This window comes from Microbacterium sp. ZKA21 (assembly GCF_050434165.1).
GTDB lineage: Bacteria > Actinomycetota > Actinomycetes > Actinomycetales > Microbacteriaceae > Microbacterium.
This window is the reverse complement of sequence record NZ_JBNPVV010000002.1, coordinates 1-26692: the sequence shown is the minus strand read 5'-3', so window position 1 is coordinate 26692 and position 26692 is coordinate 1. Positions and strand designations below refer to the sequence as shown.

Genomic DNA, 26692 nt, shown 5'->3' with positions numbered 1-26692 from the left:
CCGGTGGGACACTGGACGCATGGCCCTTCACATCACCGGAGACACCGCCGCAGACGACCTGCTGACCACCAACCCGCTCGCGCTGCTGGTGGGGATGCTGCTGGACCAGCAGGTTCCCATGGAGACCGCCTTCGCCGGTCCGCTGAAGATCCAGCAGCGCACGGGAGCCGTGGATGCCGCAGCCATCGCGCACCTGGATCCGGATGCCTTCCTCGAAGCGTTCAAGCAGACGCCGAGCGTGCACCGCTTCCCCGGCTCGATGGCCGCCAGAGTGCAGACGCTGTGCGAGACGCTCGTGAACGACTGGGGCGGCGAGGCGTCCGCTCTGTGGACGGAAGGCGACCCGTCCGGTGCGGAGGTCCTCAAGCGTCTGAAGGCACTCCCAGGATTCGGCGAGCAGAAGGCGAAGATCTTCCTCGCCCTGCTCGGCAAGCAGTACGGCTTCACGGGTGACGGGTGGCGCGAGGCATCCGCCCCGTACGGCGAGAACGGCTCGTATCGCAGTGTCGCCGACATCGTCTCCCCGGAGTCGCTGACCAAGGTCCGCGAGCACAAGAAGGCGATGAAGGCGGCCGCGAAGGCCGCGAAGTGAAGCCGACAGGCGGCAGCGTCGGCGCGTTCATCGCCGCCGTCACGCCCGAGCGCCGGCGAAGGGATGCCGAGACGCTGACAGCTCTCATGCAGGAGGTCTCCGGTCGGGAACCTGTGCTGTGGGGCACGATCATCGGATTCGGCTCGTGCCACTACCGCTACCCCACCGGGACAGAGGGCGACTCCGGGGTGCTCGGATTCGCGCCTCGTAAGGCAGCCTCCACGATCTACCTCTTCGATGGTGTCGAGCCGCACGCCGAGGCGCTCGCCCGGCTCGGCGACCACACGGTCGGCAAGGGATGCCTGTATGTCAAGGATCTCGAGCAGGTGGATCTCGACGTGCTCCGCGGCATCCTGGAGCGCTCGCAGGCCTGGGTCGAGGCGGGCGGCACGGATCAAGTGCAGTTGACCGTCACGGGGTGACCCCGACCCGGGTAGCGCGCACGCCGAGCACGATAGCGAGCATCCCGAGGAATGCCGTGCCCGCCGCCCCCGACACCAGACCGCCCCAGGCGCCTGCCGATGCGATCGGGCTTCCGAGCGGGGCGACGGAGAACAGCACCAGCAGGATGCCGCCGAGCACCCAGGTGCGGCGGCGCTACTTTCCGGCATCCCTGTCGTTCATGGTCTCAGCGCCGGCCGTATCGTGCGACGATCTCGTCGGTGAGCGCCGGCCAGATCCGCTTGTGGTCGTCGCCGAAGGGGACGCCGGAGAGGAAGGCTGCGGCGACGTCTCTCGATCTGTCGATGAAGAGGAAGCTGCCCTGCGCGCCGAAATGCCCCGCGGTCTCCGGGGGGAACGAGTCGCTCAGCCAGTGCGGGCTCTTCGCGCCCTTGAGCTCGAACCCGAGTCCCCATTGGTTGTCCGCGAACGATCCGTAGCCGGGCACGATGCCACGAAGACCCGGGTGGGACACCGTCAGTGCGAGATCGCGCAGCGCGGCCGGGATCAGGGTCGGCCGCAGCACCTCACGACCGAAGATCAGGAGGTCGTGGATCGATGCGCGCGCTCCGGCCGACGGGCGACCGGTCACGTCCGTGTCGGTCATGCCGAGCGGAAGCGTGACCTCGCGCAGCATCCAGTCCGCGAACTCCAGGCCGACCGCATCGGCGACGTGCGCGGCCAGGACGTCGAATCCGGCGTTCGAGTAGATCCGTCGCTCGCCGACGGGCCTCAGCGGCCCATCGCCCTCCATGGGCAACCCACTGGTGTGATCGAGCAGGTCGAGCACCGTCGCCCCGGCCGGACCGGCGGGTTCGTCGAGGTCCACGAGCCCGCGTTCGATCGCGACGAACACGCCCCATGCGGTGAGCGGTTTGGTCACGGATGCCAGGGGCAGCACCGCCCGAAGGTCGCCCTGCACGGCGAGCGTCTCATCCGGGTCTGTGACACCGACGAGAGCGGTGTGCGGGAAGCCGTCGGTCGCGGCGAAGGTCGTGGTCTCCACCTGCCCATCGTTTCACGGCATCCGAACGGGAGGAGAACGCACGATACGGAGGGCCTGAATCGCGATACGGCTCCTCCCGTTCGGGCGTTCTCCTCCGGAACGGATGGCACGGCGAGCAGGACGACAGCGCCGCGGTCAGCACGGCGCCGTCGGCAGCGTCAGGATCAGGCGCCCTTGAGACGCTCCGCGAGGTACTCGTGCAGGTTCTCGATCGCGACGCGCTCCTGCGCCATCGAGTCGCGGTCTCGGACGGTCACGGCGTTGTCGTCGAGCGAATCGAAGTCGACCGTGACGCAGAACGGGGTTCCGATCTCGTCCTGGCGGCGGTAGCGGCGACCGATCGCTCCGGCGTCGTCGAAGTCGATCGCCCAGCGACCGCGGAGGCCGTCGGCGACCTCGCGTGCGAGCGGCGAGAGCTTCTCGTTGCGCGACAGCGGCAGCACGGCCACCTTGACCGGCGCGAGGCGCGGGTCGAGCTTGAGCACCGTGCGGACATCGGCGCCGCCCTTCGCGTTCGGCACCTCTTCCTCGACGTAGGCATCGACGAGGAATGCCATCATGGCGCGCGTGAGTCCGAACGACGGCTCGATCACGTAGGGGGTGTACCGCTCACCGGATGCCTGGTCGAAGTACGTCAGGCTCTGGCCGGATGCCTCGGTGTGGCTGGACAGGTCGTAGTCCGTGCGGTTGGCGACGCCCATGAGCTCGCCCCACTCCTTGCCCGCGAAGCCGAAGCGGTACTCGACGTCGATCGTGCCGGCTGAGTAGTGTGCACGGTCGTCTTCGGGCACGTCGAACTGGCGGATGTTCTCGGGGTCGATGCCGAGATCGATGAACCAGTTCCAGCACGCGTCGACCCAGTGCTCGAACCACTGCTGCGCCTCGGCGGGCGGCGTGAAGAACTCGATCTCCATCTGCTCGAACTCGCGCGTGCGGAAGATGAAGTTACCCGGCGTGATCTCGTTGCGGAACGCCTTGCCGACCTGGCCGATGCCGAACGGCGGCTTCTTGCGGCTGGCCGTGAGCACGTTCGTGAAGTTCACGAAGATGCCCTGCGCGGTCTCGGGGCGCAGGAAGTACAGGCCGGACTCGTCGTCCACGACGCCGAGGTAGGTCTTGATGAGGCCCGAGAACGCCTTGGGCTCGGTGTACTGGCCCTTCGTACCGCAGTTCGGGCACGGGATGTCGGCGAGACCGTTCTCGGCCTTGCGGCCCTTGCGCGCCTCGAAGTCCTCGATGAGGTTGTCGGCGCGGAAGCGCTTGTGGCACTGCAGGCACTCCACGAGCGGGTCGGTGAAGGTCGCGACGTGCCCGGATGCCTCCCACACGCGCTTGGGCAGGATGATCGAGGAGTCCAGGCCCACCATGTCGCCACGACCGCGGACGAACGTCTGCCACCACTGCCGGCGGATGTTCTCCTTGAGCTCGGTGCCGAGGGGGCCGTAGTCCCATGCCGAACGGGAACCGCCGTAGATCTCACCCGCTTGGAACACGAACCCGCGGTGGCGGGCGAGGGCGATGACCTTGTCAAGACGGGACTGTTCGGCCACGGTGGCTCCAATGGTCGCATGCTGCGGGAAGAACCCGTGATCACGGGCATCCCAATCCTACCGGCGGTTCCCGCGATGCAGAATGCGCGACCACACTCGCGCTCATGAAGGGGTGCGGTGAGAGGACACCCCGGCACCCGTGCCACGATCCCCGTAAGAATGCGACCACGGAGCCGACCGCTGCGAGCGCCGATAGCCTTGCAGAGTGGGTACGGATGACGAGCGGGCACGACGGCGACTCTCCCGGACCCCTCCCCGGTGGGCGACGGTCGCGGTGCTGGCGTTCGCCGGCCTCTGCTCATCGTTCATGTTCACGCTCGTCGTGCCGCTTCAGGCCGAGCTGCCCGCCCTGCTGAACTCCTCCCGTGAGGACACCACCTGGGTGGTGACGATCACACTGCTCGTCGCCGCCGTCGCGACGCCGATCTCCGGACGACTGGGCGACATGTACGGCAAACGCCGCGTCGTCGTCGTGCTCCTGGCACTGCTGATCGTCGGCTCGCTGATCGCCGCGCTGTCCGGCTCGATCATCGGCGTGATCATCGGGCGCGGCCTGCAGGGCGGCGTCACCGGCGTGATCCCGCTCGGCATCGCGATCATGCGCGACATCCTGCCCCCGCAGCGGCTGGGCACGGCCGTGGCACTGATGAGCGCGACCATGGGCGTCGGCGGAGCGGTCGGGATGCCGGTAGCGGCGCTGCTCGCCGTGCACGCCGACTGGCACACGCTCTTCTGGCTGGCCGCCGCCCTGGGCGTCATCGGTCTCGTCCTGGTACTCCTGTTCGTTCCGGAGGACGTGCTGCGCTCGCCGGGGCGTCTCGACATCCCCGGCGCGATCGGGCTCGCGATCGGTCTCACCGGCATCCTGCTGTTCGTGTCGCGCGGAGCAGAATGGGGCTGGACCGCCCCGCTGACCCTCACGTGCATCATCGGCGGTGTCGCCGTGCTGCTCGCGTGGGGCTGGTATCAGCTGCGCACGTCCGACCCGCTGCTCGATCTGCGCGTCGCCGCCCGCCCCGCCGTGCTCTTCACGAACGTCGCGGCTATCGGCATGGGGTTCGCCCTGTTCGCTTCGAACGTGACGTTCCCGCAGATGCTCGAGCTGCCCGTCGAAACAGGCAGTGGATTCGGGCTCGACATGGTGGGCGCGGCCCTCATCGTGATGCCGGCCGGCCTCGTCATGATGGTCATCTCGCCCCTGTCCGGATGGCTCGAGCGCACCATCGGCCCTCGCCCGCTGTTCACCGGCGGCGCCGCAGCCATCGTCCTCGCCTACGTGTTCGTCCTGCTGTGGTCGACCGAGGTCTGGCACATCCTCGTCGCGAACCTCTTCATCGGCGTCGGGATCGGCTTCACCTTCGCCGCCATGCCGATGATCATCATGCGCGCGGTGCCGGCCAACGAGACCGGCGCATCGAACGGGCTGAACGCCCTGTTCCGTTCGGTCGGAACCTCCAGCGCGTCAGCGGTGATGGGCGGCGTGCTGGCCGCGATGAGCGTGGAGGTCGACGGGGTCGCGCTGCCGACGCGCGAGGCCTTCCAGGTGTGCTTCTGGCTCGCGATCGCCGCCGGGCTCATCGCCGTCGTGCTGTCGCTGTTCATCCCGCGCGGGCGCACGGTCGAGCAGCATCCGTCGCTCCCCTGAGCCGAGAGCGCACTTCCGCCCCACCGCCGGCGCTGCGGTGCCGAATTCCGGACGGCTCCGCGACAGACCGGCGCGTCGAGTGCAGTTCGGCTGACGACGCGCCGACGGGATGCCGAGGCATCCGGAATTCGGCACGCGTCGAACTGCGGGAGCGCCGTCGGAGGATGAGGAAGTCAGAACACGCGGGGGTCGGGGTCACCGGCGTGCGGCGGCCGAAGGCGCGCCGGCAGCGGCCAGGGCAGCACGTACGGTTCGGACGCTGGCCGGCTCATGTCGCCGAAGTCGTCGACCTTCACGACGATGCGACCGGTGCGACCGGCATCCGTCGGCGTGACCTCGACGATCCGCACGCGCAGCGGGCGGTCGGACTCGCCCTCCAGCATCCACGCGTCGGCGAGCCAGGCGAGACCGTGCGCCTCGAGCGCCGCCTCGGCATCCAGCCACTCGACCGCTTCGGCGATCGGACGCCCGAGAACGTCGATGGCCGTCCACTCGGAGTCCTCGGCATGGATCCAGCCGAGCAGCTCGCCGTCGTCTCGCCGGTGCGGGGTCCAGTCGGGATCGCTCATCCCACGACCTTACGCACCCCGGGCCGGCCGATCGGCAGACAAGCCGGCCCGGATGGTGTCTCGGATCAGGCGCGGACCGCGTACCCGCCCGTCCAGCCGATCTGCTCGCGGACGGCCAGCACCATCTGCAGGAACCCGAGCGCCTCGAGCTCCCTGGCTCGCGCGAGGGATCCGGTGTCCGCGACGCGCAGGCCGGCCGCGACGAGGACGTCAGCCAGGAGATGCTTGGCGGAGTCGTCGTCTCCCGCGATCTGCACCGTCGTCGGCTCGCCGCCGAGTTCGCCGCTCACGAGCGTCGACGCGAAGTTCGTGTTGAACGCCTTCACGACGCGCGCACCGGGAGCGGATGCCGCGAGTTCGGCGGCCGCGGACGAATCGGCCGGGACGACCAGTCCGTCGAACGTGGCGAAATCGACCGGGTTGCTCAGGTCGACCACGACCTTGCCGGTCAACTGCTCGCCGTAGACCGCCGCGAGCTCGGCGAGCGCAGGATACGGAACGGCCAGCACGACGATCTCCCCGGCGATCGCGTCGCCGACGACCCCGGCATGCGCGCCGATCGGGCCGGCCGCGGTGGCCGCCTTCTCGACATCGCGGGCGAGGATCTGCACGGTCGCACCACCCTTCGCCGCGACGCCGGCGATGGCCTGGCCCATGTTCCCTGTTCCGATGACGGTGATCGCGGTCATTGTCCTGCCCTTTCGTTGGAGGAGCCGAGCATTTGGTTGCTTCGGCAACTAAGTGGGATAACCTACTTGTCGCGGCAACTATTCCCGACAGGAGGGCGACATGGCAGAGAAACTCACCCGGATGACCGCGGAGCAGTCGCGCGCGTGGATCTCGCTCATCACGACCGCCGAGCTGCTGCCGGCCGCCCTCGACGCCCAGCTGCAGCGCGACGCGCAGTTGACGCACTACGAATACATGCTGCTCGGCACGCTGCTTCGTGGCGGCCCGCTGCGGCTCAGCGACCTCGCGGCCGCCACGAACGCCACCCTCCCCCGAGCATCCAAGGTGGTCAGCCGGCTGCGCGAACGCGGGCTCGTCGAAAGGGAGGGCAGCGCAGCCGATCGACGCAGTGTCGAGGTCCGCCTCACTCCTGAGGGGCGCCGTCGGACCGTGCTCGCGACTCCGGGACACTTCGACACCGTGCACCACCTCGTGCTCGACCATCTCTCCCCCGCGCAGCTGAACGCGCTCAGCGATGCGCTGGCCCCGATCATCGCCGGGCTGGATCCCCAGCACAGGTTCGGCCCGCAACGGCACTGAGACGTCACCGTTCGTCACGCGAATCAGTCGTGTCCACGATGCCCGATAGCGTCGAGGCATGAGCACGATCGCCACCACGACCTCCGGAAGCCTGCCTCGCACCGACGCCCTCATCGCGGCCAACGCCGCCCGCGGGTTCGGCGACGACGGCTTCACCCTCGAGACGACGCCCGAGTTCGAGGCGCTCGTGGCGGATGCCGTAGCCGACGTCGTGCAGCGCCAGCGCGATGCGGGCATCACGCTCGTCGGCGACGGCGAGTTCGGCAAGGCGATGTCGAACCCGCTCGATTACGGCGCCTGGTGGAGCTACTCGTTCCAGCGCGTGAACGGCCTCGCGCTCACGGACAACAACCTCTTCACCCAGCCCACCGCGGTCTCGACGCCGGGGAGCATCGAGCTCACCAGCTTCGTCGACCGCCGCGACCGGCAGCTGTTCCCCCGCGTCTACGGGGATGCGCATTCGGGCGCGTTCGAGGGCAAGCCGGCGACCGAGTTCCCCACGACGACCGGCCCGCTGTCGTACCGGGGTCAGGACGCCGTCGCCGCCGACATCCGCCAGTTGAAGGCCGCCCTCGGTGAGGGCGAGCAGGGATTCATCACTGCGATCGCTCCCGGCTCGGCCGCCCGCGTCTGGAACGAGCACTACGCCACCCACGACGAGCACCTCTGGGCGTGGGCCGAGACGTTGCGCGAGGAGTACAAGGCCATCACGGATGCCGGACTCATCGTCCAGCTGGATGACCCGTCGCTCGCCGAGAACTGGGACCAGATCAGCCCGGAGCCGAGCGTCGAGGACTATCTGGCCTTCACCGCGAAGAGCGTCGAGGCGCTGAACTACGCGATCCAGGGTCTGCCGAAGGAACTCGTTCGCCTGCACCTGTGCTGGGGTTCCTGGCACGGACCGCACGTCACCGACATCGAGATCGCGAAGATCCTCCCCGAGGTCCTCAAGGCGAACGTCGGCTCGATCTCGTTCGAGGCCGGCAACGTCCGCCACGAGCACGAGTTCGGCACATGGGCGGATGCCGCGGTCCCGGACGATCTCGTCCTCGTCCCCGGCGTCGTCAGCCACGCGACGAATGTCGTCGAGCACCCGGAGCTCGTCGCCCAGCGCATCGAGCGGTTCACGAACATCGTGGGCGCGGACCGCGTGATCGCCTCGACGGATTGCGGCCTCGGCGGACGCGTGCACGCCGACATCGCGTGGGCGAAGCTCGAGGCCCTCGGCGAGGGCGCACGTCGCGTCCGCGCCTGAGCCTTTCGCCCATCCGGGCGCTCCTGTCAAGGCCGCGCCCGTCGCGCACCGGGGGCGCTAGCCTCGGGGCATGAGCGAGGCAACCGGAGCAGGCAGCACGCGTACCGACATCGTCCGCCAGTCCGCCGTCATCGCGGCCGCCGTGTTCATGCTGATCGGCGCGACCGTCGGCGGCGGCGCGTTCGGCGGCGCGCCGGTCAACGAACTGCAGAACGGCGCGCTGGCGGCCGACGGCTCCTACCTCGCGCCCGCAGGCCCCGCCTTCGCGATCTGGACCGTCATCTACATCGGGCTCGCCGGCTACACGATCTGGCAGGCGCTGCCGGCTCAGCGGACGGACGCCCGCCAAAGACGCGCGGGCTGGTGGATCGCAGGATCCATGGTGCTCAACGGTCTCTGGCTCGTCGCGGCGCGGTTCGGCACCCTCGTCCTCACGGTGCTCGTCATCGCCGCGCTGCTCGCCGTGCTCGCGCGGATCATCGTGCTGCTCGGAGCCTCTCGCGCTCGAAACGGAATCGACCGGCTCCTCGTCGACGCGACCATGGGCCTGCACTTCGGCTGGGTGACGATCGCGACCGTCGCCAACGCGGCCGCCTGGTTGACCCAGACGCTGCCGGCGGATCTCGAGGCCCAGGCGGATGCCTGGGGCGTCGGCGTGCTCGCCGTCGTGACCATGATCGGCGCGGCGAGCGCACTGGCGACCGGCCGACTCGCTCCGGCGATCGCCTCCGCCTGGGGTCTGGCCTGGCTCGCCGTCGGACGTCTGGCCGGCGAGCCGGCGAGTGCTGCGATCGGCGTCACCGCCGTGGCGGCAGCGGCGGTCGTGCTGGGAGCGGGCGTCTACGCTGCCCTCCGCGCCCGTCGCCTCAGCGCCTGACGCACCTCGGCAGAGAACCCGTTCGACTCGGGCGGCTCCGCCGTCCTCGCTCAACGGTCGAAGGGGTGCTCGCTCGGCGAACGAGGGACGGTCAGTGGGTGTACTCCATGAGCTCCACGCCGAGCACGCGGAAGGCGTCGTGCGCACGCAGGCGGTGCGCGATCGACAGATCGTCGAAGCACACGATCATCGCGTAGGCGACGCCCGATCGCGGGCCCGCGAGCACGCCGGCCTCGGCCCGCACACCGCGGTCGCGGCCGGTCTTGTTGATGAACAGCAGCCCGTGCTGGTCGTGATCGTGCGCGAACGGGTCGAGGCCGGTCGAGGCGGCGACGAGGCTGAGGTCCTGGTTCAGACTGAGCCACTCCGATACCTGGGCGCTCACCGCGGCATCCACGACCTCGGAGTTCACCAGCGCCGAGAACAGTCCGGCGAGCTCACGACTCGACCCGACGGCGACCTGCGGGGCGTCGTCTGGACCGCGGGCATCGCGGAAGCGGTCCAGGACCGCGGTGCGGGTGAGCCCGAGTCCTTCGATCCGTGCGCTCACGCGCTCGTGCCCGACCCGGTGCAGCAGCGCGTTGACTGCGATCGGATCGCCGGCGGTCGCCGCGAGCACGGCGAGGTCGGTGAGCGGAAGCGCCGGGGCGCGCAGGTGCCGCCACAGTCCCGCCGTCGTGACCGACTCGACCGAGGAGCGCTCGACGATCTCGAGCGGGTCGAGCGATCCGTCCTCGAAGGCGGCGGCGACCTCGATCAGCAGCGGAACGACGCCGAGACCGGCGATCGGCATCGTGACGTGATCGTCTCCGGAGAGGACGTGCTTGTGCGTGTCGAGATCGACGACATGCACGGAGACCTGCGCCCCGGCATCCACCAGCTCCTCGAGCGCCTTCAGCGTGGCGTCGAAGGAGCGCCGCCCGATCGCCGCACGGCGCGGCAGACGTCGCGTTCCGCGGTGCGACCGGCGCACCGCCGTGGACGGCACGCCGTCGACAGGCTCGGGGGCAGGGGGGAGGGAGGATCCCATGCGTGGTCCTTCACGGCAAGGGGAGGAGGGGGCGAGGGATATCGTAACCCCCGCCCGGTCCCCCGTGATCCCCTAGGCCGCGATAGTCACCAGATCGTCACACGCGCGTCAGCCGGCAGGTGCAGAGCGTCTTTCTCTGCGACCTCGAACGCGTCGTAGAACGCGTCGATGTTGCGCACGATCTGGTTGCAGCGGAACTCGTTCGGCGAATGAGGGTCGATCGTCAGCAGGCGGATCGTCTCGGCATCCCGCCCCTTCTGCTGCCAGACCTGCGCCCAGGACAGCAGCAGCCGCTGCACCCCGGTGTACCCGTCGATCACTGGCGCCTCGGCACCGCCGAGCGAGAGCTCGTAGGCCTTCAGCGCGATGCCGAGGCCGCCGAGGTCGCCGATGTTCTCGCCGATCGTGAGCGCGCCGTTGACGTGGTGCTCCTCGCCGAGACCGGCCGGAACCAGCGCGTCGTACTGCGCGATGAGCGCCTTCGTACGCTTTTCGAACGCGTCGCGGTCGGCGTCGGTCCACCAGTCCTCGAGCTTCCCCGAGCCGTCGTACCGGCTGCCCTGGTCGTCGAATCCGTGCCCGATCTCGTGACCGATCACCGCGCCGATGCCGCCGTAGTTCGCGGCCGCATCGCGACCCGCGTCGAAGAACGGGTACTGCAGGATCGCCGCAGGGAAGACGATCTCGTTCATCGAGGGGTTGTAGTACGCGTTGACCATCTGCGGCGGCATGTGCCACTCGAGGCGATCGATGGGCTTGCCCACCTTGTCGACGTTGCGGTCATGCTCGAAGATGTTGGCGCGGCGCACGTTGCCGAACAGGTCGGCGGCAGCGATCTCGAGCGAGGAGTAGTCGCGCCACACCTCGGGGTGACCGATCTTGGGCGTGAACGCGTCGAGCTTGGCCAGCGCCTTCTCGCGCGTGGCCGGGCTCATCCACTCGAGCTCGGCGATGCTCTGCCGGTACGCCTCGATCAGGTTCGCGACGAGTTCGTCCATCGCCGCCTTCGCCGTCGGCGGGTAGTGCCGCTCGACATAGACCTTTCCGATCGCCTCGCCCAGGGCCCCCTCGGTCACCGAGACACCGCGCTTCCAGCGCTCGCGGATGGTCGGGATGCCGGAGAGCTCGGTGCCGTAGAACGAGAAGTTCTCCTGAACGATGTCATCGGTCAGGTACGGGGCCGCGGCATGAACGACCTGTGCGCGCAGCCACGCCTTCCAGTCATCGAGGCGGTCGTAGACGAGCAGGGCGCCGAGCCCTTCGAAGAAGCTCGGCTGCGAGACGACGGCCTCGTCGAACGCCGCGGCATTGGTGGGGGCGACGGCATCGCGCCACGGAGTGAGATCGACCCCGGTCAGCGCCTGGATCCCGTCCCACGTCTTCAAGTTGTAGGTCTCGACGGCGTCGCGGCTTCGCACGTTGTCCCAGTGATGGCCGGCCAGCTCGGTCTCGAGCGCGATGGACCGGTCGGCATCGGCCGCGGCATCCGGCAGACCTGCGAGCGCGAGCAGGCGTTCGAGGTGCACGCGGTACGTCGCGCGGGTGCTTTCGAAGCTCTCCAGGCGGTAGTAGCTCTCGTCCGGAAGCGACAGGCCGGACTGCACCAGCACCGGGAGGTAGCGCTCCGGGTTTCCGGAGTCCTGGTCGACGTAGAAGCTGATCAGGTGCGCGCGCCCGTCGCGCTCGTAGACGCCGACGAGCCGCAGCAGCGCGGGGATCGAGTCGATCGCATCGATCTCGGCGAGCGTCTCGGCCAATGGCGTCACGCCGGCCGCGGCGATGCGCTCCGTGTCCATGAAGCTGGCGAACAGATCGCCGATCTTGCGGGCCAGCGTGCCGGGCTCGGCCGTCTGCGACTCCTCGATGATCGTGCGGACGTCCTTCTCGGCCTGCTCGGCGAGGAGGTGGAACGACCCCCAGCGGGCCTTGTCGCCGGGGATCTCGGTGCGGTCGATCCAGGCGCCGTTGACATGCCGGTACAGGTCGTCCTGCGGTCGGATGTCGGAGCTGAACTCGGAGATCTCCAGGCCTGCGGGAAGTGCATCAGTCATGCACTCCACCCTATGTCCGAGATCGGACGCAGCGGATGCCGCGACTCACCCCGCCGACCGTCAGGACGTGGTGAGGTGCTCCCCGATCGACCCTGGTACCGCGCCGACCAGCGTCTCGCAGGCCTGCGCCAGCCGCGCCGCGAACAGCGCGGCGTCGGTGCGACGGGTCAGCGCGTGCGACGCGATCCCGTCGATCATGGCGAGGATCTGCCAGGCCACGGCATCCGTGTCGTCCGTGCGGAACGTCCCGGTGCGCCGGCCCAGTTCGATGATCTGCGCGATGAACGACTGCCAGGCGGCCATCTGCTCGTCGATCGCGACCGAGAGCGTGGCGCTGCCACGGCCGAGCGACCAGGCATCCACCCACACCAGCGTGACGTCGTCGTGATCGCTGCGCAGCACGGTCGAGATCATCCGCGCCATGCGGGCCGCAGGCTCGGCCTCGGTCTCGGCCTGCGTCCGGACATCGTCCAGTTCGGATGCCGTCAGTTCGCGGAACGTCCGCGCGACGAGTTCGTCCATGCTGGACGCGTAGTGCGCGACCAGCCCCGGCACGACGCCGGCCCGGGCCGCGACGGCGCGCAGCGTCAGGGCGGACAACCCCTCGTCCTTCGCCAGCGCGATCGCCGCATCATGGATCTCACCGGAGCGCTGCTGCGGACTCTTGCGGGTACGAGGACGAACGTCGGACGTTGACATGATCCCTCCAGTGTAGGAACATCTTGTATTGATCAGACGATCAATACAGTATCGACAGACGTCGACATCGGTCGAAGGAGACGACATGGGCTGGCGGATGCCGCACGAGGGCGACAGGCACGAGCGGACCTGGATGGCGTTCCCGCGCGCGGGGATCACCCTGGGCGACGGTGCCGAGTGGCAGGAGACGGCGTACCGCGCCTGGACGGACACCGCGCTCGCGATCGCCGAGTTCGAACCGGTCACGATGCTCGTCGACCCCACGGAGACGGCGCGCGCCCGGGACATGCTCGGTTCGACCGTCGAGATCGTCGAGACGCCGCTGGACGAGTTCTGGATGCGCGACTTCGGTCCCACCTTCGTGCTCGACGACCACCGGCCGGGCGCCCTCGGCGCCGTCGACTGGATCTTCAACGGCTGGGGCGCCCCGGCGTGGGCGCAGTGGCAGGTGTCGGCCGGCGTCGCGCGCACGGTCGCCGACCGCATCGGCGCCGAGCACATCAGCTCGGTCCTCGTGAACGAGGGCGGCGGCATCCACGTCGACGGCGAGGGCACTGTGCTGCTCACCGAGAGCGTGCAGCTCGACCCGAACCGCAACCCCTACGCCGACAAGGCCCGCGTCGAGTCCGAACTCGCGCGCACGATCGGCACGACGAAGGCCATCTGGCTGCCCCGAGGTCTCACCCGCGACTACGACGAGTTCGGCACCAACGGGCACGTCGACATCGTCGCCGCGTTCGCCGGCCCCGGCCGGGTGCTGCTGCATCGCCAGGACGATGCGGCCCACCCCGACCACGCCGTCTCGCGTGAGCTGAAGGCGTTCCTCCAGGACCAGACGGATGCCGCGGGCGCCCCGCTCGAGATCATCGACGTGCCGGCACCCGCGACCCTGCGCGACGACGAGGGGTTCGTGGACTGGAGCTACATCAACCACCTCGTCGTCAACGACGCCGTGATCGCGTGCGGGTTCGGCGAGGATGACGCCGACGCCCGCGCACGGGAGATCCTCGAAGCCGCGTATCCCGGCCGGCGGGCCGTGACGGTCGACGCGCGTCCGATCTTCGCCCGAGGCGGCGGCATCCACTGCATCACCCAGCAGCAGCCGGCGACGACGGGGGTTCCCGCATGATCGACGTGGTCGAAGCAACCGTCTCCGATCTGCGTCGGGCGCTCGAGACCGGTGCGACAACGAGCGTCGAGCTCGTGCAGGCGTATCTCGCCCGCATCGACGCGTACGACGCGCCGGATACCGAGACGGCCCTCAACGCGGTCGTCGTGCGCAACCCGGACGCACTCGCGGAAGCCGCGGCGTCCGATGCCCGCCGGGTCGCCGGACGCACGGCCGGACCGCTCGACGGCATCCCGTACACGGCGAAGGACAGCTATCTCGTCGCCGGGCTCACCGCGGCGGCAGGGTCGCCCGCGTTCGCCGACCTGGTCGCGCAGCGCGACTCGTTCACGATCGAACGGCTCAGGGCGGGCGGCGCGATCTGCCTCGGCCTGACCAACATGCCCCCCATGGCGAACGGCGGGATGCAGCGCGGCGTCTACGGCCGCGCGGAGAGCCCGTACAGCGCCGACTGGCTGACCAGCGCGTTCGGCTCCGGCTCCTCCAACGGGTCCGGCACGGCCACGGCGGCGAGCTTCGCGGCCTTCGGCCTCGGCGAGGAGACCTGGTCGAGCGGACGGGCGCCGGCCTCGTGCAACGCGCTGTGCGCCTACACCCCCAGCCGGGGCGTCATCTCGGTGCGCGGCAATTGGCCGCTCGTGCCCACCATGGACGTCGTCGTCCCGCACACCCGAACAATGGCGGATCTGCTCGAGGTGCTGGAGGTGATCGTCGCGGACGACCCGGACGTGCGCGGGGACTTCTGGCGCGCCCAGCCCTGGGTCCCGATCCCCGCGGCATCCGACGTGCGACCCGAGTCCTACGTCGCACTCGCGGCCGCCGATCTGCGCGGCGTACGGCTCGGCGTCCCGCGCATGTACATCGGTGCCGATCCGGATGCCGGGACAGGCACGACGATCGGCGGATCGACGGGGCGGCGGATCGAGACCCGGCCGTCCGTGCTCGCACTGTGGGAGCGGGCGCGGAGCGACTTGGAAGCCGCCGGTGCCGAGGTCGTCGAGGTGGACTTCCCCGCAGTCACGAACTACGAGGGCGACCGCACAGGCGCGCCGACGATCGCGACCAGGGGGCTGGTCTCGCCGGAGTACCTGCACCGGGAGATCGTCGACCTGTCGGCTTGGGCGTGGGACGACTTCCTGCGCGCCAACGGCGACCCGGCACTCTCGACGCTCACGGCCGTCGGCGGCGCGCGGATCTTCCCCGCGCCGTCCGGCGGCCTGCCGGACCGCTACGACGGATTCGACGACGACATCGCCACATACCCCGGGGTCGTCGCGGCGCACCCGTATGCGCACTTCACCGACATCCCGCACCTGGATGGCGGCGTCCGCGGGCTCGAGGAGACCCGACGCGTCGATCTCGAAGCGTGGATGGACGACCTCCGGCTCGATGCCGTCGTCTTCCCGGCGATGGCCGACATCGGTCCGGCCGACATGGACGTGAACCCGGTGTCGGCCGACGCCGGGTGGCGCAACGGGGTCTGGGTCGCCAACGGCAATCTCGTCCCCCGACACCTCGGCATCCCGACCGTGACGATCCCGATGGGCACGATGGCGGACATCGGGATGCCGGTCGGCCTGACGTTCGCGGGTCGGGCGTACGACGATACGGCGCTGCTCGCCCTGGCGCTCGCGTTCGAGGCGTCAGGCCAGCGCCGCACCGAGCCGCCGCGCACGCCTCGACTCGAGACGCGGGGCTGACGAACCGGCCGGCTCAGCCGCGCCGGAACCAGCTGCGCCGCCGGGCTTCCGTCGACGTCGGGGCAGGCTCCTGAGACGCGACGGCGGCGATCGACGCCCTGCGCACGCGCCACGCGGCGATCTCGGCATCCACGTCCCGCGTGCGGGTCACGACCGGCGGGCCGCCCATGAGCTGACGCCGCGCGTCGACCACGCGCCTGTTGAAGTCCTCGAGCACGTCGCGGACGTCGCTCTCGCGGCTGAGAGCGTCGAGCTGATCGTTCAGTTCGCGGTCCTCGGTGCGCAGCAGCAGTGCGGGCGGGCCGAGGCCGGTGAGGTTCTCGGTCTCGATCTTCCGGCGGATCCACCAGTCCGGGTCGTGGTGCGTGCCGAGGCCTTCCAGCGGCTTGCCCGCACCGGGCAGATCGTCGAACTCCCCGCGGCGGATCGCGACCTGGATCGCGCTCTCGACGAACTCGTGCTTGTTCTCCGCGGTCAGCTGCATCGGCGCCGGTGCGGCTTCGGCATCGGGCTGGTCGGTCTGCCTGGCCCAGTAGCGGGCGGCATGTCCTCGGGGATCGCTCATGGTGCACCTCCGGATTCCGGTGCCTCCAGCCTAACGAACCCCTCTCCCGGGCCACGCCGTAGGCTCGGGGGGTGGCAGCCGGCTCAGCATCCCTGAACAGAGAGATCCTGCGCCTCGCCGTGCCCGCGCTGGGTGCGCTCATCGCCGAACCGGCGTTCCTCATCGTGGATGCCGCGCTCGTCGGCCATCTCGGCACGAGGCAGCTCGCCGGCCTGGGCATCGCGAGCGCCGTGCTGCAGACCATCGTCGGGCTGATGGTCTTCCTGGCGTACTCGACGACCCCGGCGGTGGCCCGCCGCTTCGGGGCGGGCGACCCGAAGAACGCCGTGTCCGTCGGGATCGACGGTATGTGGCTCGCACTGGGGCTCGGGGCCGTGCTGGCGGTCGCCGGCGCGATGGCGTCGCCATGGCTGGTGTCGCTGTTCGGGGCGTCGGATGCCGTCGCCGAACAGGCGGACACGTATCTCTCCATCTCGATGTGGGGCCTGCCTGCGATGCTCATCGTGTTCGCCGCCACCGGGCTGCTGCGCGGCATGCAGGACACCATGACTCCGCTGTGGATCGCGGGGCTCGGCTTCGCCGCGAACGCCCTGCTGAACTGGCTGTTCATCTACGGGTGGGGCTGGGGCATCGCGGGTTCCGCCGCCGGGACCGTGACGGCGCAGTGGGGCATGGTCGCCGCCTACGCGGTCGTGATCGGTCGCCTCGCCCGGCGCCATTCCGCCTCGGTGCGACCTCAGCGCGACGGCGTTCGGGGGTCGGCCCGCTCGGGCGGCTGGCTGTTCCTGCGCACCGTGAGTCTGCGCGCCGCGCTGCTCGTGACGGTGGGCGTCGCGACCGGCATCGGCACGGAGGAGCTCGCCGGCTGGCAGGTCGTCTTCACGATCTTCTCGGCCGCGGCCTTCGCGCTGGATGCTCTGGCGATCGCCGCTCAGGCGCTCATCGGCAAAGGGCTCGGCGCCGGGGATGAACGGATGGTTCGCCGTGTGCTCGCCCGGACGGTTGCCTGGGGCGCATGGTTCGGTGTGATCGTCGGAGTCCTGATCGGCGGGCTTTCCGGAGTGATCGGGCTGGCCTTCACCGGGGACGCCGGGCTCGCGGCCCTCATCCAGCCGGCGCTGATCGTGCTGGCCATCGCGCAGCCAATCGCCGGTGTGGTGTTCGTGCTCGACGGCGTGCTGATGGGCGCCGGCGACGCCCGCTATCTGGCGATCGCCGGCGTGCTCAATCTCGTGCCCTTCATCCCCGCACTGTGGATCATCGCCGCGACAGGCGTCGATGGCATCGCCGGGGTGACCTGGCTGGCCGTGGCGTTCTTCGGCGTGTATCTGCTCGCGCGTCTCGTGACGCTCGGGTGGCGCGTCCGGACGGGGCGCTGGCTCACCGCGAACGTGTGACTCGCCCTGCACGGTGAACGCGCTGACGAAGAACGCCTTCGGCGTCGACCGCGGCTGACGCCGAAGGCGCGTCCTCACGCCTCCCGGCTCTCCAGTTCGGCCAGGTGAGCCATCGCGCGGGCGCGCGCCTCGGCATCCTCGTCGGGTGCCGAGGGAGCGGAGCGGTGCATCGCGTACGCCCATGTGGCCAATCCGAGCAGCGGACCCCAGAGCCAGAACGGGAACATCGTCATCACGTAGAGCACGTCGAGCCGCCCGGCCGGCGAGAGGACGCCCTCGAGCGCGAATTCGATGCCGCCGGAGGTGAACAGGACGCTCACGAGGCTCGCAGGCAGGATAGCCAGGGCCGGCGGTACGATGCGTCCGCCGAGACCAGCCATCCATCGGGGGAATCGCTCGCCCCACGGGCGGACGAGGCCCAGCGTGAGCAGTCCGCCGAAGAGCATCCCGGTGCCGAGCAACAGGCCGGTCAGCTGCGTGCCGGGGGAATCCGCGAACATCTCGGCGCCGCCGCCGAACATCGGCCAGGGAGTGAGCCAGGTCAGACGCGCGAACGTGTACGGAACGGAACACAGTGCCGCGATCACGGTGATCGCGACCCGATGACGGAGCACCCACCGGGCGAACGCGCCTCTCGCGTCGACGCTGACGCCGATCACCCACGCGAGCAGGCACGCCGCCGTCATCACATGCGCCAGAGACAGCAGCATGGTCGGGAGCGTGTCGAGCATGGCGTCCAGGATGCGCGGCACGAGAGGCCCAGCCTCGAGGTTGGCCACGGCGTAGACGACTCCCGCGGCCATCACCAACGCGACCGGCAATCCGATCCACGGATGGCGGATGGCGAGCAGGACGGTCGCCACGACGATGCCGCCGACGACGAGCAGGGCGAACGTGTAGCCCGCGGCCGGGATCACACCGCCCGGGGTGCCGAAGGCGACGACCGCGGCGATGAGCAGGGCGGCGACGCGCAGAGCCGTGAGACCCGACCTCGCGCGTGGTGATGTGGCGGCGAACACGGCGACGGCGATGGCCCCCAGCGCTCCGCACAGTCCGACGATGGTCTCGGTGGTGCTGCCTCCGAGCCGCGCGAGGAACGTCGGATGGAGATCCTCCGTCCAGGCGACGGCATCGGGGGCCAGCATCCGGAGCAGCGTCACGGCGGCGATGACCGCCCCGCCGAGCACGGCGACGATCAGGAGCAGAGAGCGGATTCGATTCGACATGCCCCCACGCTAGAAACGCGCGCCTTGCAGGCACATCGCCCGCAGTGGCGACCGGGGTCACCCGTGCGGGTGAGTTCGGTCACTCATTCTCCCGGGCGCAGCACGCCGTTCTCGTACGCCCAGATGACGACGTGGACCCGGTCGGGCAGATCGAGCTTCGCGAGCACCGCCTTGACGTGGGTCTTCACGGTGTTCGCCGACAGGAACAGCGCCCGCGCGATGTCGTCGTTCGACGCGCCTGTCGCGAGCAGCCGGACGACCTCCTGCTCGCGCGGGCTCAGCACGGCCAGGGCGGCATCGGCGTCCGACGCGGGCGCGCCGTCCCGCACGAATCCGATCATGGCGGCCATCGCGCGCTCGCCGAGCACCGGATCGCCCTGGGCGACCGCCACCACGGCATCCGCGACCTCCTGCGGTGCGGCGTCCTTCGTGAGAAAGCCGCTCGCGCCGGCGCGCACCGCCGCGAACACGTACTCATCGAGGTCGAACGTCGTCAGTACCAGGACGCGCGTCTGCGGACGCAGCCGCAGCACCTCGGCGGTCGCCGCGATGCCGTCGGTCCCCGGCATCCGCACGTCCATCAGAACCACGTCGACGGCGTGGGCGCGCACGAAGGCGATCGCCTCGTCTCCCGAGCGCACGGAGCCGGCGATCTCGAGCCGCTCGTCACGGCCGAGCATCAGCGCGAGCGCCTCGCGCAGCAGGTCCTGGTCGTCGGCCAGAAGAACTCGGATCCTCACGATTCCCCTTCCCTCAGCGGAGCATCAGCGCGGGGCAGCTCCGCCCTGACGACCCAGCCTTCGCCGTCACCACCGGCCGCGAGCGCCCCGCCGGCCAGCCGCACCCGTTCGGCGAGCCCGACCAGCCCGACACCTGCGCCGAGTTCGTTGGGCCGTCGCCCGGCGCCGCCGTCGTCTCTGACGCTCGCGACGAGTCCGGCCTCGCGCCACTCCAACGTCACCACGACGTGCACCGGCGGTTCGGTGTGCCGCAGCGCGTTGGTCAGCGCCTCGCGCACGACGTGATGCAGCGCCAGCGCGACGACCGGTTCGAGCGCGCCAGGCGCACCGCGCTCTTCGAGAACGACGTCGGCCTGGGGGCTGCGCGCGCTGTCGACGAGAGCACGCACGGCATCGAGGTCGGGCACGGGAGCGCGGACGGCGTCGTCCGCGACGATTCCGCGCATGCCCCGTAGCGCTTCCCGCCCGGTGACGATGACCACCCCCAGCGCCCTCTCACTGGTCGCCGGGTCCTCCCGCAGGAACGTCCTGGCCACTTCGGCCTGGGCGATCATCACGGTCGTCGCGTGGGCGACGAGATCGTGCAGGTCGCGGTTGATCCGCTCCCGCTCGTCGGACACCGCCCGCTGCGTGCGGGCGCGGATGTCTGCGTCCGTCCGCTCCCTGCGCACGCGCTGCAGGATGCCGAAGGTCCATGCCGCGGCGACCGCGGCAGCCAGCCCGAGGAATCCACCCAGCTGCCAGAGCGGGTTGTCGAGTCCCGGCGTGGTCAGCACGACGACGACGGCCCCCACGATTCCCACGCCCAGAGCCGCCGCACTGTACCGGCGATCGCACTGAAGGGCGACCTGTCCGAGGACGAGCAGATACGCGATCCCCGACGGATACATCGCCGCCGAATTCACGCCCCCGACCTCGATCAGGGCGAGCGCGAGCATGGTCGCGCTCGCGGCGACGAAGGAGGCGAGCGGGAAGCGGAGCGCGGCGAACGACAGGGCGTGCAGCACGGCGAACAGCCCGATGGCGAGCACGAACGGCCAGCCGGAGAGTCCAGGCGGCTGCCCGAGCGCGGCGATGGTGGCCGGCAGCAGGATCACCGCGAGCACGGCCGTCGTGATGACGTCGAGCCGCTGCCACACCCGCGGCGCGGATCGGGGGCCTCGCTGCTCGGTCATCACCCGGCTATCCTCCCGCACGTCCGCTCATCCGGCGTGGCGACGGCACCATTCGTACATGACCACGGCCCCCGCGGCCGACGCGTTGATCGATCGCGTCGACCCGTACTGCGTGATCTCGATGTGTCCGGATGCCGCGGCGAGCGCCTCATCTGTGAGACCGGGCCCTTCCTGGCCGAACAGCAGCACGCAGCGTTCCGGAAGATCGGCGCGATCGACGGGAACCGCCTCGCCGACGTTGTCCACCGCGATGACGGGCAGCCCGGCATCCCGTGCCCAGGCGGCGAAGGAGGCGACGTCCTCGTGGTGGACGACGTGCTGGTAGCGGTCGGTGACCATCGCGCCGCGCTTGTTCCAGCGGCGGCGGCCGATGATGTGCACGGTGTCGGCGAGGAACGCGTTGGCGCTGCGCACGATCGAGCCGATGTTCATGTCGTGCTGCCAGTTCTCGATGGCGACGTGGAACGGATGCCGCTTCATGTCGAGATCGGCGACGATCGCCTCCATCCGCCAGTAGCGGTAGCGGTCGATGACGTTTCGGGTGTCGCCGTGCGCGAGCAGCTCGGGGTCGTACTGCTCGCCGTCAGGCCACTCCCCTTCCCACGGGCCGACGCCGTGGGTGCTGCGCTCGGGGGTCTCGCTCACCTCGCCAGCGTATCCGGACCGGTCGCGGGGTGCCGTCGCGTGCCGAATTTCGGACGCCTCGGCATCCGGTCGGCGTGTCCGGCCTGCGACGCACCGCAGATGCACAGAGCCGTCCGGTATTCGGCGCGCGGGAGCGTCGGGGTCAGCCAGCGTAGTCTGGACGCGTGGCATCCCCGGCAGCAGACGACTACCTGAAGACGGTGTACGCGCACACCGAATGGCAGGATGCCCCGATCACCCCGTCGCAGCTCGCGGCGAAGCTGGGCATCGCGCCGTCCAGCGTCACCGAGATGGTCAAGAAGCTCGCCGCGGCCGGGCTCGTCTCGCACGTGCCGTACGGTGCGGTGCGGCTGACGGATGCCGGGCTCGCCCGCGCCCTGTCGATGGTGCGCCGCCACCGGCTCATCGAGACCTGGCTCGTGCGGGAGTTCGGCTACGCCTGGGACGAGGTCCACGACGAGGCCGAAGTACTGGAGCACACGATCAGCGACCGCCTCCTCGAGGGGATCGACGAGCGCCTGGGGCGGCCGCGTTTCGATCCGCACGGAGACGCCATCCCGGATGCCGCGGGCGCCGTCGAGCGGGTCCCCTTCGTGCTGCTCGCGGAGGCCCCGATCGGCCACACCGGGCATGTCCTGCGCGTCGACGACCGGGATCCCGAGCTGCTGCGCGCGCTGGAGGCATCCGGGCTCGGCGTCGGCCACCCGGTCGCCGTGACCGCAGCCGGCGTCACGATCGACGGGGCATCCGCGGCGCTGCCCGAGGGCGCCGCCGACGTCGTCTGGATCAGCGCATGACCCCTGCACCCTTGCCCCTAGGCTGAGCACATGGCAGAACGCACCGAGATCGAATGCTGGCTCACCGACATGGACGGCGTGCTCGTCCATGAGAACGACGCCATCCCCGGGGCATCCGAACTGCTCGCCGGCTGGGAGGCCGCCGGTACGCCCTACCTGGTGCTCACGAACAACTCGATCTTCACCGCACGCGACCTCTCCGCGCGCCTGCGCGCGAGCGGGCTGAGCGTCCCTGAGGACCGCATCTGGACCTCGGCGCTGGCCACGGCATCGTTCCTCCAGCAGCAGGTGCCCGGCGGCTCGGCCTTCGTGATCGGCGAGGCAGGCATCCTCACGGCTCTGCACGAGGCGGGCTTCGTCATGACCGAGACCGCACCGGACTTCGTCGTCGTCGGCGAGACCCGCAATTACTCGTTCGAGGCCATCACCAAGGCGATCCGCCTCATCAACGGCGGCGCGCGCTTCATCGTCACGAATCCGGACGCCACCGGCCCGAGCGCCGACGGCCCGCTGCCGGCGACCGGCGCGATCGCCGCCCTCATCACCAAGGCGACCGGCAAGGAGCCGTACGTCGTCGGCAAGCCGAACCCGATGATGTTCCGTTCGGCGCTGAACAAGATCGGCGCGCACTCCAAGCGCACCGGTATGATCGGCGACCGCATGGACACCGATGTCGTCGCGGGCATCGAGGCGGGGCTGCACACCGTGCTCGTGCTGACCGGCATCAGCGACCAGGCCGAGATCGAGAAGTACCCGTTCCGCCCGGACGAGGTCGTGAACTCGGTCGCGGATCTGCTCCCCGAGGCCTGACATGGGCGCCCTCGACGACGGCGAGCGCCTGCGGGCGGCGGATGCCGTGGCCTGGCGCTCCTGGCTCGAGGACAACCACACCCGCTCCGCGGGAGTCTGGCTGCTCAGCGTCCGGGGCGGCGGCGCCGAGGGCGTCGGCTACGAGGATGCAGTGCGGCACGCTCTGTGCTTCGGCTGGATCGACGGTCCGGTGCGCACCTTCGACGACACGACGGTCGGCCAGTGGTTCTCGCCTCGGCGCCCGTCCAGCGGCTGGGCTGCGACGAACAAGGCTCGCCTCGCAGAGCTCGAAGCGGCCGGTCTGATCGCCCCCGCCGGCCTCCGCGTGATCGAGATCGCCAAGGCGAACGGCTCGTGGACGATGCTCGACGGGCCGGAGGCCGGGCTCGAACCCGACGAGTTCGCCGCAGCGCTGGATGCCGTGCCCGACGCTCGCGCGAACTGGGATAAGTTCCCCCGATCCGTGAAGAAGCTCGGTCTCACGCACATCGCGACGGCGAAGCGGCCGGAGACCCGTGCCGCCCGGATCGCGAAGATCGTGGCGGATGCCGCGGAAGGAAGACGCCCATGAGCCAGAACGACATGCTGTTCCTCGTGCTGATCGTCATCGGCATCTCGTCGCTGACACTCGTGGCGGTGCAGCTGCTCAAGCGCCCCAAGCGCGACGACCGCGGCGACTGGTACGAAGGCCCCTGGGACGACGACGACCGCCCGCGCAAGCGCTGACATCCATCGAGAAGCAGTCCGCCTTTAAGTAAAGGATATCCATCTAGCCTATGCTTAGATGGCCTCATGGTTGACGATCAGCAGGGCAGCGGTTGGCCGGCCATCGCTTACGAGACGTTGCCGTGGCGGCGATCAGGTGATGAGGTCGCGTCCCGCCGCACCCTTCGTCGCGTCACCGACCGATACGAAGCAGCAGTGCCGCCCCTGATCCGCGACGCCGATGTCGTGCTCGATTCCGACACCTTGGCCGGCGCGGACGAGGCCAGTCACGCTCTCGCCAGGTTCGACGCCGAAGCCGGGGCGTTCATCGCTCCGTTTCCCGCGATCCTGCTCCGCTCGGAATCGTCATCGAGCTCCGAAGTCGAGAACCTGACGGCGGGCGCCAAGCAGGTCGCCCTGGCCGCGATCGGCGCCTCCCGTTCCACGAACGCACGCCTGGTCGTCGCGAACGCACGCGCGATGGACTCCGCGCTGGCGCTCAGCTCCGACCTGTCGGCGGAGTCGGTGATCGCCATGCATCACGCACTGCTGGCCGACAGTGCGCCGAATGCCGTCGGTCGCTGGCGCGCCGAGCAGGTATGGATCGGCGGGGGGTCGATCTCGCCCCACGCGGCCGAGTTCGTCCCACCGCACCATTCCCGGATCCCCGCGCTGATGCGCGATCTTCTCGATTTCGCAGACCGCACTGACGTCCCCGTCCTCGCGCAGGCTGCGATCGCCCATGCGCAGTTCGAGACGATCCACCCGTTCCCCGATGGCAATGGGCGTACCGGGCGAGCGCTCATCCACGCGATGCTGCGACGCGGTGCTCTGACCCGGAACGTCACCGTTCCGGTCTCGGCCGGGCTGCTGCATTCCCCGCAGTCCTACTTCGAAGCGCTCACCGACTACCGCGCAGGAGACGTCGACGCGATCGTGCACGCGATCACGAACGCGACTTTCGCCGCGATCGGCAACGGACGCCATCTGGTGCGCGACATCCAGGAGGCCCGGTCCCGCTGGTCCGACGCCGTCCGGGCACGCGCGGATTCCTCCGCGCATCGTCTGATGGACCTCCTGCTCGCGCAGCCGGTGATCACCGTGAGGACGGCGAGCGCTGCACTCGGTGTCAGCGAGGCAGCGGCCAACACCGCCGTGAACCGACTCGCCGAATCCGGCATCCTCACGCAGGCAGGAGGTGCCGCCCGGTACCGGATATGGCAGGCGGGTGAGGTCATCGAGGCCCTCGATGCGTTCGCCGACCGCGCCCGTCGCGGCCGCGTCTGAGCATCCCGCCGCACACCAGCGCATCGTGCACGTCGTCACCCCAGGTCATGAACGACCGTTTCCGACGCGTCGGAAACGGGATGGAGCGACCCGGGTCGGATAGCGCGGCACGACGGAGCGTCAGGCGAGCGTCAGGCTTCGCAGGACGGTGACCGGCTCCGGCATCCGCAGCGGCCCGGCACCCGGAGTGATCGTCCCGAGGATGCGGGGTCCGCGTGCGCCCGTCCCGCCGGGGACCACGGCGGGGACGCCGTGCATCGTGCACCAGCCGATCAGGGCGAACAGGATCGCCTCCTTGGCGTCGGCGGACGCACCGAGTTCGTCCGCGAGCACGACCTCGACCCCGGGGAGCGCATCGCGGAGCCCCTGCATGATCAGCGGATTGCGGCATCCGCCTCCCGAGACCGCGAGGAATCCGATGCCCGCACGGCGGACGTCCGCGGCGATCGTCCGGACGCTGAGTTCGGTGAGAGTGCGCACCAGATCGGCGACAGGGATGTCGCGCCCCTGCGCGGCGACGACGGCCCGGACGTAGTCGAGGTGGAAATGCTCTTTGCCCGTGCTCTTGGGCGCCGGCAGTGCGTAGTACGCGTCGGCGAGGAGAGCGTCGAGCAGCGGCACGTCGACACGGCCGGAGCGGGCGATCGCGGCATCCTCGTCGTAGCCGAGAGCGTTCAGGCTCTCAGCCGTGACGACCGCGTCGACCAGAGCGTTGGCCGGACCGACGTCGTACGCCGAGACGATGCCGTCGCCGACGATCGTGATGTTCGCGATGCCGCCGAGGTTCAACGCCGCAGAGACTCCTGCGCGATCGCGCAGAAGCAGCTCGTCGAGGAACGACACGAGCGGGGCCCCGTGTCCGCCGGCGGTGATGTCACGGATCCGCACGTCCGAGATCACGGGTGCCCCGATCCGCTCGGCGATCCAGGCCGGCTGTCCGATCTGCAGCGTTCCACGGGCGTGGCCGCCCTCGACCCAGTGGAAGACGGTCTGTCCGTGGGTGCAGACCGCATCGACTCCCCCGACGGATGCCGCGGCATCCGCTGCCGTGCCGGCGAACGCCTGGCCGATCAGGGTGTCGAGCTCGCAGATCTCCGCCAGCGTTGTCGGCGCGGGCGGCAGCGCGGCGACGAGCCGCGCGCGCAGTTCGGGCGCGTACGGGACGCTGTTCTCGTGCAGCACCCTGCCGTGCAGTCGCCCGTCCGATTCCGTGAAGTCGACGACGGCGACGTCGATCCCGTCGTGCGAGGTGCCCGAGAGCAGCCCGAGTACGCGCATCCGCTGTCCTTTCGTCGTGTCCTCCGAGCGTACGACGATTTTGTCAGGGCGCCTGCCGAATGCAGTCGCCGCGTCTGACCGTCACCGTGCCGGGGGCCGACACGCCAGATGTCGGACCGAATCCGCCGAAACGTCCGACGGGTGGCGTGTCGGCCTCCCGCGCGGGCGGGGGGGGGGGGGGGGGGGGCCGCCCCCCCCCCCCCCCCCCCCCCCCCCCGCGGGGGGCGCGCAAAACTATGTGCATAAACCCACCC

At 70.0% G+C, this 26692-nt stretch carries 28 protein-coding genes; 14 read left to right on the top strand and 14 right to left on the bottom strand.

Annotated elements, in window-relative coordinates; all coding sequences use genetic code 11:
* Positions 1–19 precede the first annotated feature (19 nt).
* Together M2317_RS04465 and M2317_RS04460 are read left to right on the top strand one after the other, a co-directional pair.
* Complete coding sequence (locus M2317_RS04465) at positions 20–592, top strand: HhH-GPD-type base excision DNA repair protein (protein ID WP_429457723.1); 573 nt, start codon at positions 20–22, stop codon at positions 590–592.
* Positions 589–1014 carry a DUF1801 domain-containing protein gene (locus tag M2317_RS04460; RefSeq protein ID WP_429457721.1) on the top strand — a complete coding sequence of 142 codons (426 nt, stop codon included), beginning with the start codon at positions 589–591 and terminating at the stop codon, positions 1012–1014. Before M2317_RS04465 ends, M2317_RS04460 begins: the two co-directional genes overlap by 4 nt.
* Here the strand turns inward: M2317_RS04460 and M2317_RS04455 are convergent.
* The 3 genes from M2317_RS04455 to M2317_RS04445 all read right to left on the bottom strand — a co-directional run bounded on the left by M2317_RS04455 (position 1004) and on the right by M2317_RS04445 (position 3589).
* Positions 1004–1174, bottom strand: coding sequence for a hypothetical protein (locus M2317_RS04455; protein WP_429457719.1), 171 nt, complete (start codon positions 1172–1174; stop codon positions 1004–1006). The genes M2317_RS04460 and M2317_RS04455 overlap by 11 nt on opposite strands.
* 46 nt (positions 1175–1220) lie before the next feature.
* Positions 1221–2039, bottom strand: a complete 819-nt coding sequence (locus M2317_RS04450; RefSeq protein WP_429457717.1) for a serine hydrolase domain-containing protein — start codon at positions 2037–2039, stop codon at positions 1221–1223.
* Between the two features lie 164 nt (positions 2040–2203).
* On the bottom strand, positions 2204–3589 hold the full coding sequence (locus M2317_RS04445; protein ID WP_429457715.1) for a glycine--tRNA ligase: 1386 nt from the start codon (positions 3587–3589) through the stop codon (positions 2204–2206).
* 205 nt (positions 3590–3794) lie between these two features.
* Here M2317_RS04445 and M2317_RS04440 point away from each other — a divergent pair, with 205 nt between their 5' ends.
* Entirely contained in the window at positions 3795–5234 is a 1440-nt protein-coding gene (locus tag M2317_RS04440) for an MFS transporter (RefSeq protein WP_429457713.1), read from the top strand.
* Between the two features lie 173 nt (positions 5235–5407).
* On the opposite strand, the gene M2317_RS04435 is transcribed toward M2317_RS04440, so the two are convergent.
* Both M2317_RS04435 and M2317_RS04430 read right to left on the bottom strand, forming a co-directional pair.
* Entirely contained in the window at positions 5408–5803 is a 396-nt protein-coding gene (locus M2317_RS04435) for a hypothetical protein (RefSeq protein WP_429457711.1), read from the bottom strand.
* 65 nt (positions 5804–5868) lie between these two features.
* Positions 5869–6492 (bottom strand): NADPH-dependent F420 reductase, encoded by a 624-nt coding sequence (locus tag M2317_RS04430; protein ID WP_429457709.1) that lies wholly within the window; start codon positions 6490–6492, stop codon positions 5869–5871.
* A gap of 100 nt (positions 6493–6592) precedes the next feature.
* Between M2317_RS04430 and M2317_RS04425 the strand changes: the two genes are divergently transcribed.
* From M2317_RS04425 to M2317_RS04415, 3 genes are all read left to right on the top strand, one after another.
* Complete coding sequence (locus tag M2317_RS04425) at positions 6593–7072, top strand: MarR family winged helix-turn-helix transcriptional regulator (RefSeq protein ID WP_429457707.1); 480 nt, start codon at positions 6593–6595, stop codon at positions 7070–7072.
* Between the two features lie 58 nt (positions 7073–7130).
* The gene (locus M2317_RS04420; RefSeq protein WP_429457706.1) at positions 7131–8327 is read left to right on the top strand and encodes a cobalamin-independent methionine synthase II family protein; all 1197 of its coding nucleotides are present in this window, start codon (positions 7131–7133) and stop codon (positions 8325–8327) included.
* Between the two features lie 70 nt (positions 8328–8397).
* Entirely contained in the window at positions 8398–9204 is an 807-nt protein-coding gene (locus tag M2317_RS04415) for a TspO/MBR family protein (protein WP_429457704.1), read from the top strand.
* A gap of 91 nt (positions 9205–9295) precedes the next feature.
* On the opposite strand, the gene M2317_RS04410 is transcribed toward M2317_RS04415, so the two are convergent.
* From M2317_RS04410 to M2317_RS04400, 3 genes are all read right to left on the bottom strand, one after another.
* Positions 9296–10234 carry a serine hydrolase gene (locus tag M2317_RS04410; protein WP_429457702.1) on the bottom strand — a complete coding sequence of 313 codons (939 nt, stop codon included), beginning with the start codon at positions 10232–10234 and terminating at the stop codon, positions 9296–9298.
* An 86-nt stretch (positions 10235–10320) separates the two neighbouring features.
* Positions 10321–12285 (bottom strand): M13 family metallopeptidase, encoded by a 1965-nt coding sequence (locus tag M2317_RS04405; protein ID WP_429457700.1) that lies wholly within the window; start codon positions 12283–12285, stop codon positions 10321–10323.
* Positions 12286–12345: 60 nt separating this feature from the next.
* Positions 12346–12984, bottom strand: coding sequence for a TetR/AcrR family transcriptional regulator (locus M2317_RS04400; protein ID WP_429457698.1), 639 nt, complete (start codon positions 12982–12984; stop codon positions 12346–12348).
* 85 nt (positions 12985–13069) lie between these two features.
* Between M2317_RS04400 and M2317_RS04395 the strand changes: the two genes are divergently transcribed.
* Both M2317_RS04395 and M2317_RS04390 read left to right on the top strand, forming a co-directional pair.
* On the top strand, positions 13070–14113 hold the full coding sequence (locus M2317_RS04395; protein WP_429457696.1) for an agmatine deiminase family protein: 1044 nt from the start codon (positions 13070–13072) through the stop codon (positions 14111–14113).
* A complete protein-coding gene (locus M2317_RS04390) occupies positions 14110–15813 on the top strand; it encodes an amidase (protein ID WP_429457694.1) in 1704 nt (567 codons plus the stop codon). The genes M2317_RS04395 and M2317_RS04390 overlap by 4 nt, the downstream gene beginning before the upstream one ends.
* A 13-nt stretch (positions 15814–15826) precedes the next feature.
* On the opposite strand, the gene M2317_RS04385 is transcribed toward M2317_RS04390, so the two are convergent.
* Complete coding sequence (locus M2317_RS04385; RefSeq protein ID WP_429457692.1) at positions 15827–16378, bottom strand: DUF1992 domain-containing protein; 552 nt, start codon at positions 16376–16378, stop codon at positions 15827–15829.
* Positions 16379–16449: 71 nt separating this feature from the next.
* On the opposite strand from M2317_RS04385, the gene M2317_RS04380 reads away from it, so the two are divergent.
* Positions 16450–17775, top strand: a complete 1326-nt coding sequence (locus M2317_RS04380; RefSeq protein ID WP_429457690.1) for an MATE family efflux transporter — start codon at positions 16450–16452, stop codon at positions 17773–17775.
* A 74-nt stretch (positions 17776–17849) separates the two neighbouring features.
* Here the strand turns inward: M2317_RS04380 and M2317_RS04375 are convergent, their stop codons facing one another.
* The 4 genes from M2317_RS04375 to M2317_RS04360 all read right to left on the bottom strand — a co-directional run bounded on the left by M2317_RS04375 (position 17850) and on the right by M2317_RS04360 (position 21561).
* Positions 17850–19001 (bottom strand): hypothetical protein, encoded by a 1152-nt coding sequence (locus M2317_RS04375; protein ID WP_429457688.1) that lies wholly within the window; start codon positions 18999–19001, stop codon positions 17850–17852.
* Between the two features lie 83 nt (positions 19002–19084).
* Positions 19085–19741: a response regulator gene (locus tag M2317_RS04370; protein WP_429457686.1), complete on the bottom strand. Its 657-nt coding sequence runs from the start codon at positions 19739–19741 to the stop codon at positions 19085–19087.
* On the bottom strand, positions 19738–20916 hold the full coding sequence (locus M2317_RS04365; protein WP_429457684.1) for a sensor histidine kinase: 1179 nt from the start codon (positions 20914–20916) through the stop codon (positions 19738–19740). The genes M2317_RS04370 and M2317_RS04365 overlap by 4 nt, the downstream gene beginning before the upstream one ends.
* 27 nt (positions 20917–20943) lie before the next feature.
* Positions 20944–21561, bottom strand: a complete 618-nt coding sequence (locus tag M2317_RS04360; protein ID WP_429457682.1) for a TrmH family RNA methyltransferase — start codon at positions 21559–21561, stop codon at positions 20944–20946.
* A gap of 164 nt (positions 21562–21725) precedes the next feature.
* Here M2317_RS04360 and M2317_RS04355 point away from each other — a divergent pair, with 164 nt between their 5' ends.
* From M2317_RS04355 to M2317_RS04335, 5 genes are all read left to right on the top strand, one after another.
* Positions 21726–22358, top strand: coding sequence for a metal-dependent transcriptional regulator (locus M2317_RS04355; RefSeq protein WP_429457680.1), 633 nt, complete (start codon positions 21726–21728; stop codon positions 22356–22358).
* A 30-nt stretch (positions 22359–22388) separates the two neighbouring features.
* Positions 22389–23168, top strand: coding sequence for an HAD-IIA family hydrolase (locus tag M2317_RS04350; RefSeq protein ID WP_429457678.1), 780 nt, complete (start codon positions 22389–22391; stop codon positions 23166–23168).
* Between the two features lies 1 nt (position 23169).
* Positions 23170–23739 (top strand): YdeI/OmpD-associated family protein, encoded by a 570-nt coding sequence (locus M2317_RS04345; RefSeq protein ID WP_429457676.1) that lies wholly within the window; start codon positions 23170–23172, stop codon positions 23737–23739.
* Positions 23736–23894, top strand: coding sequence for a hypothetical protein (locus M2317_RS04340; RefSeq protein WP_429457674.1), 159 nt, complete (start codon positions 23736–23738; stop codon positions 23892–23894). Before M2317_RS04345 ends, M2317_RS04340 begins: the two co-directional genes overlap by 4 nt.
* Positions 23895–23960: 66 nt before the next feature.
* Positions 23961–25160: a Fic family protein gene (locus M2317_RS04335; RefSeq protein WP_429457672.1), complete on the top strand. Its 1200-nt coding sequence runs from the start codon at positions 23961–23963 to the stop codon at positions 25158–25160.
* A 120-nt stretch (positions 25161–25280) separates the two neighbouring features.
* On the opposite strand, the gene M2317_RS04330 is transcribed toward M2317_RS04335, so the two are convergent.
* Entirely contained in the window at positions 25281–26438 is a 1158-nt protein-coding gene (locus M2317_RS04330) for an anhydro-N-acetylmuramic acid kinase (protein WP_429457670.1), read from the bottom strand.
* Positions 26439–26692 lie beyond the last annotated feature (254 nt).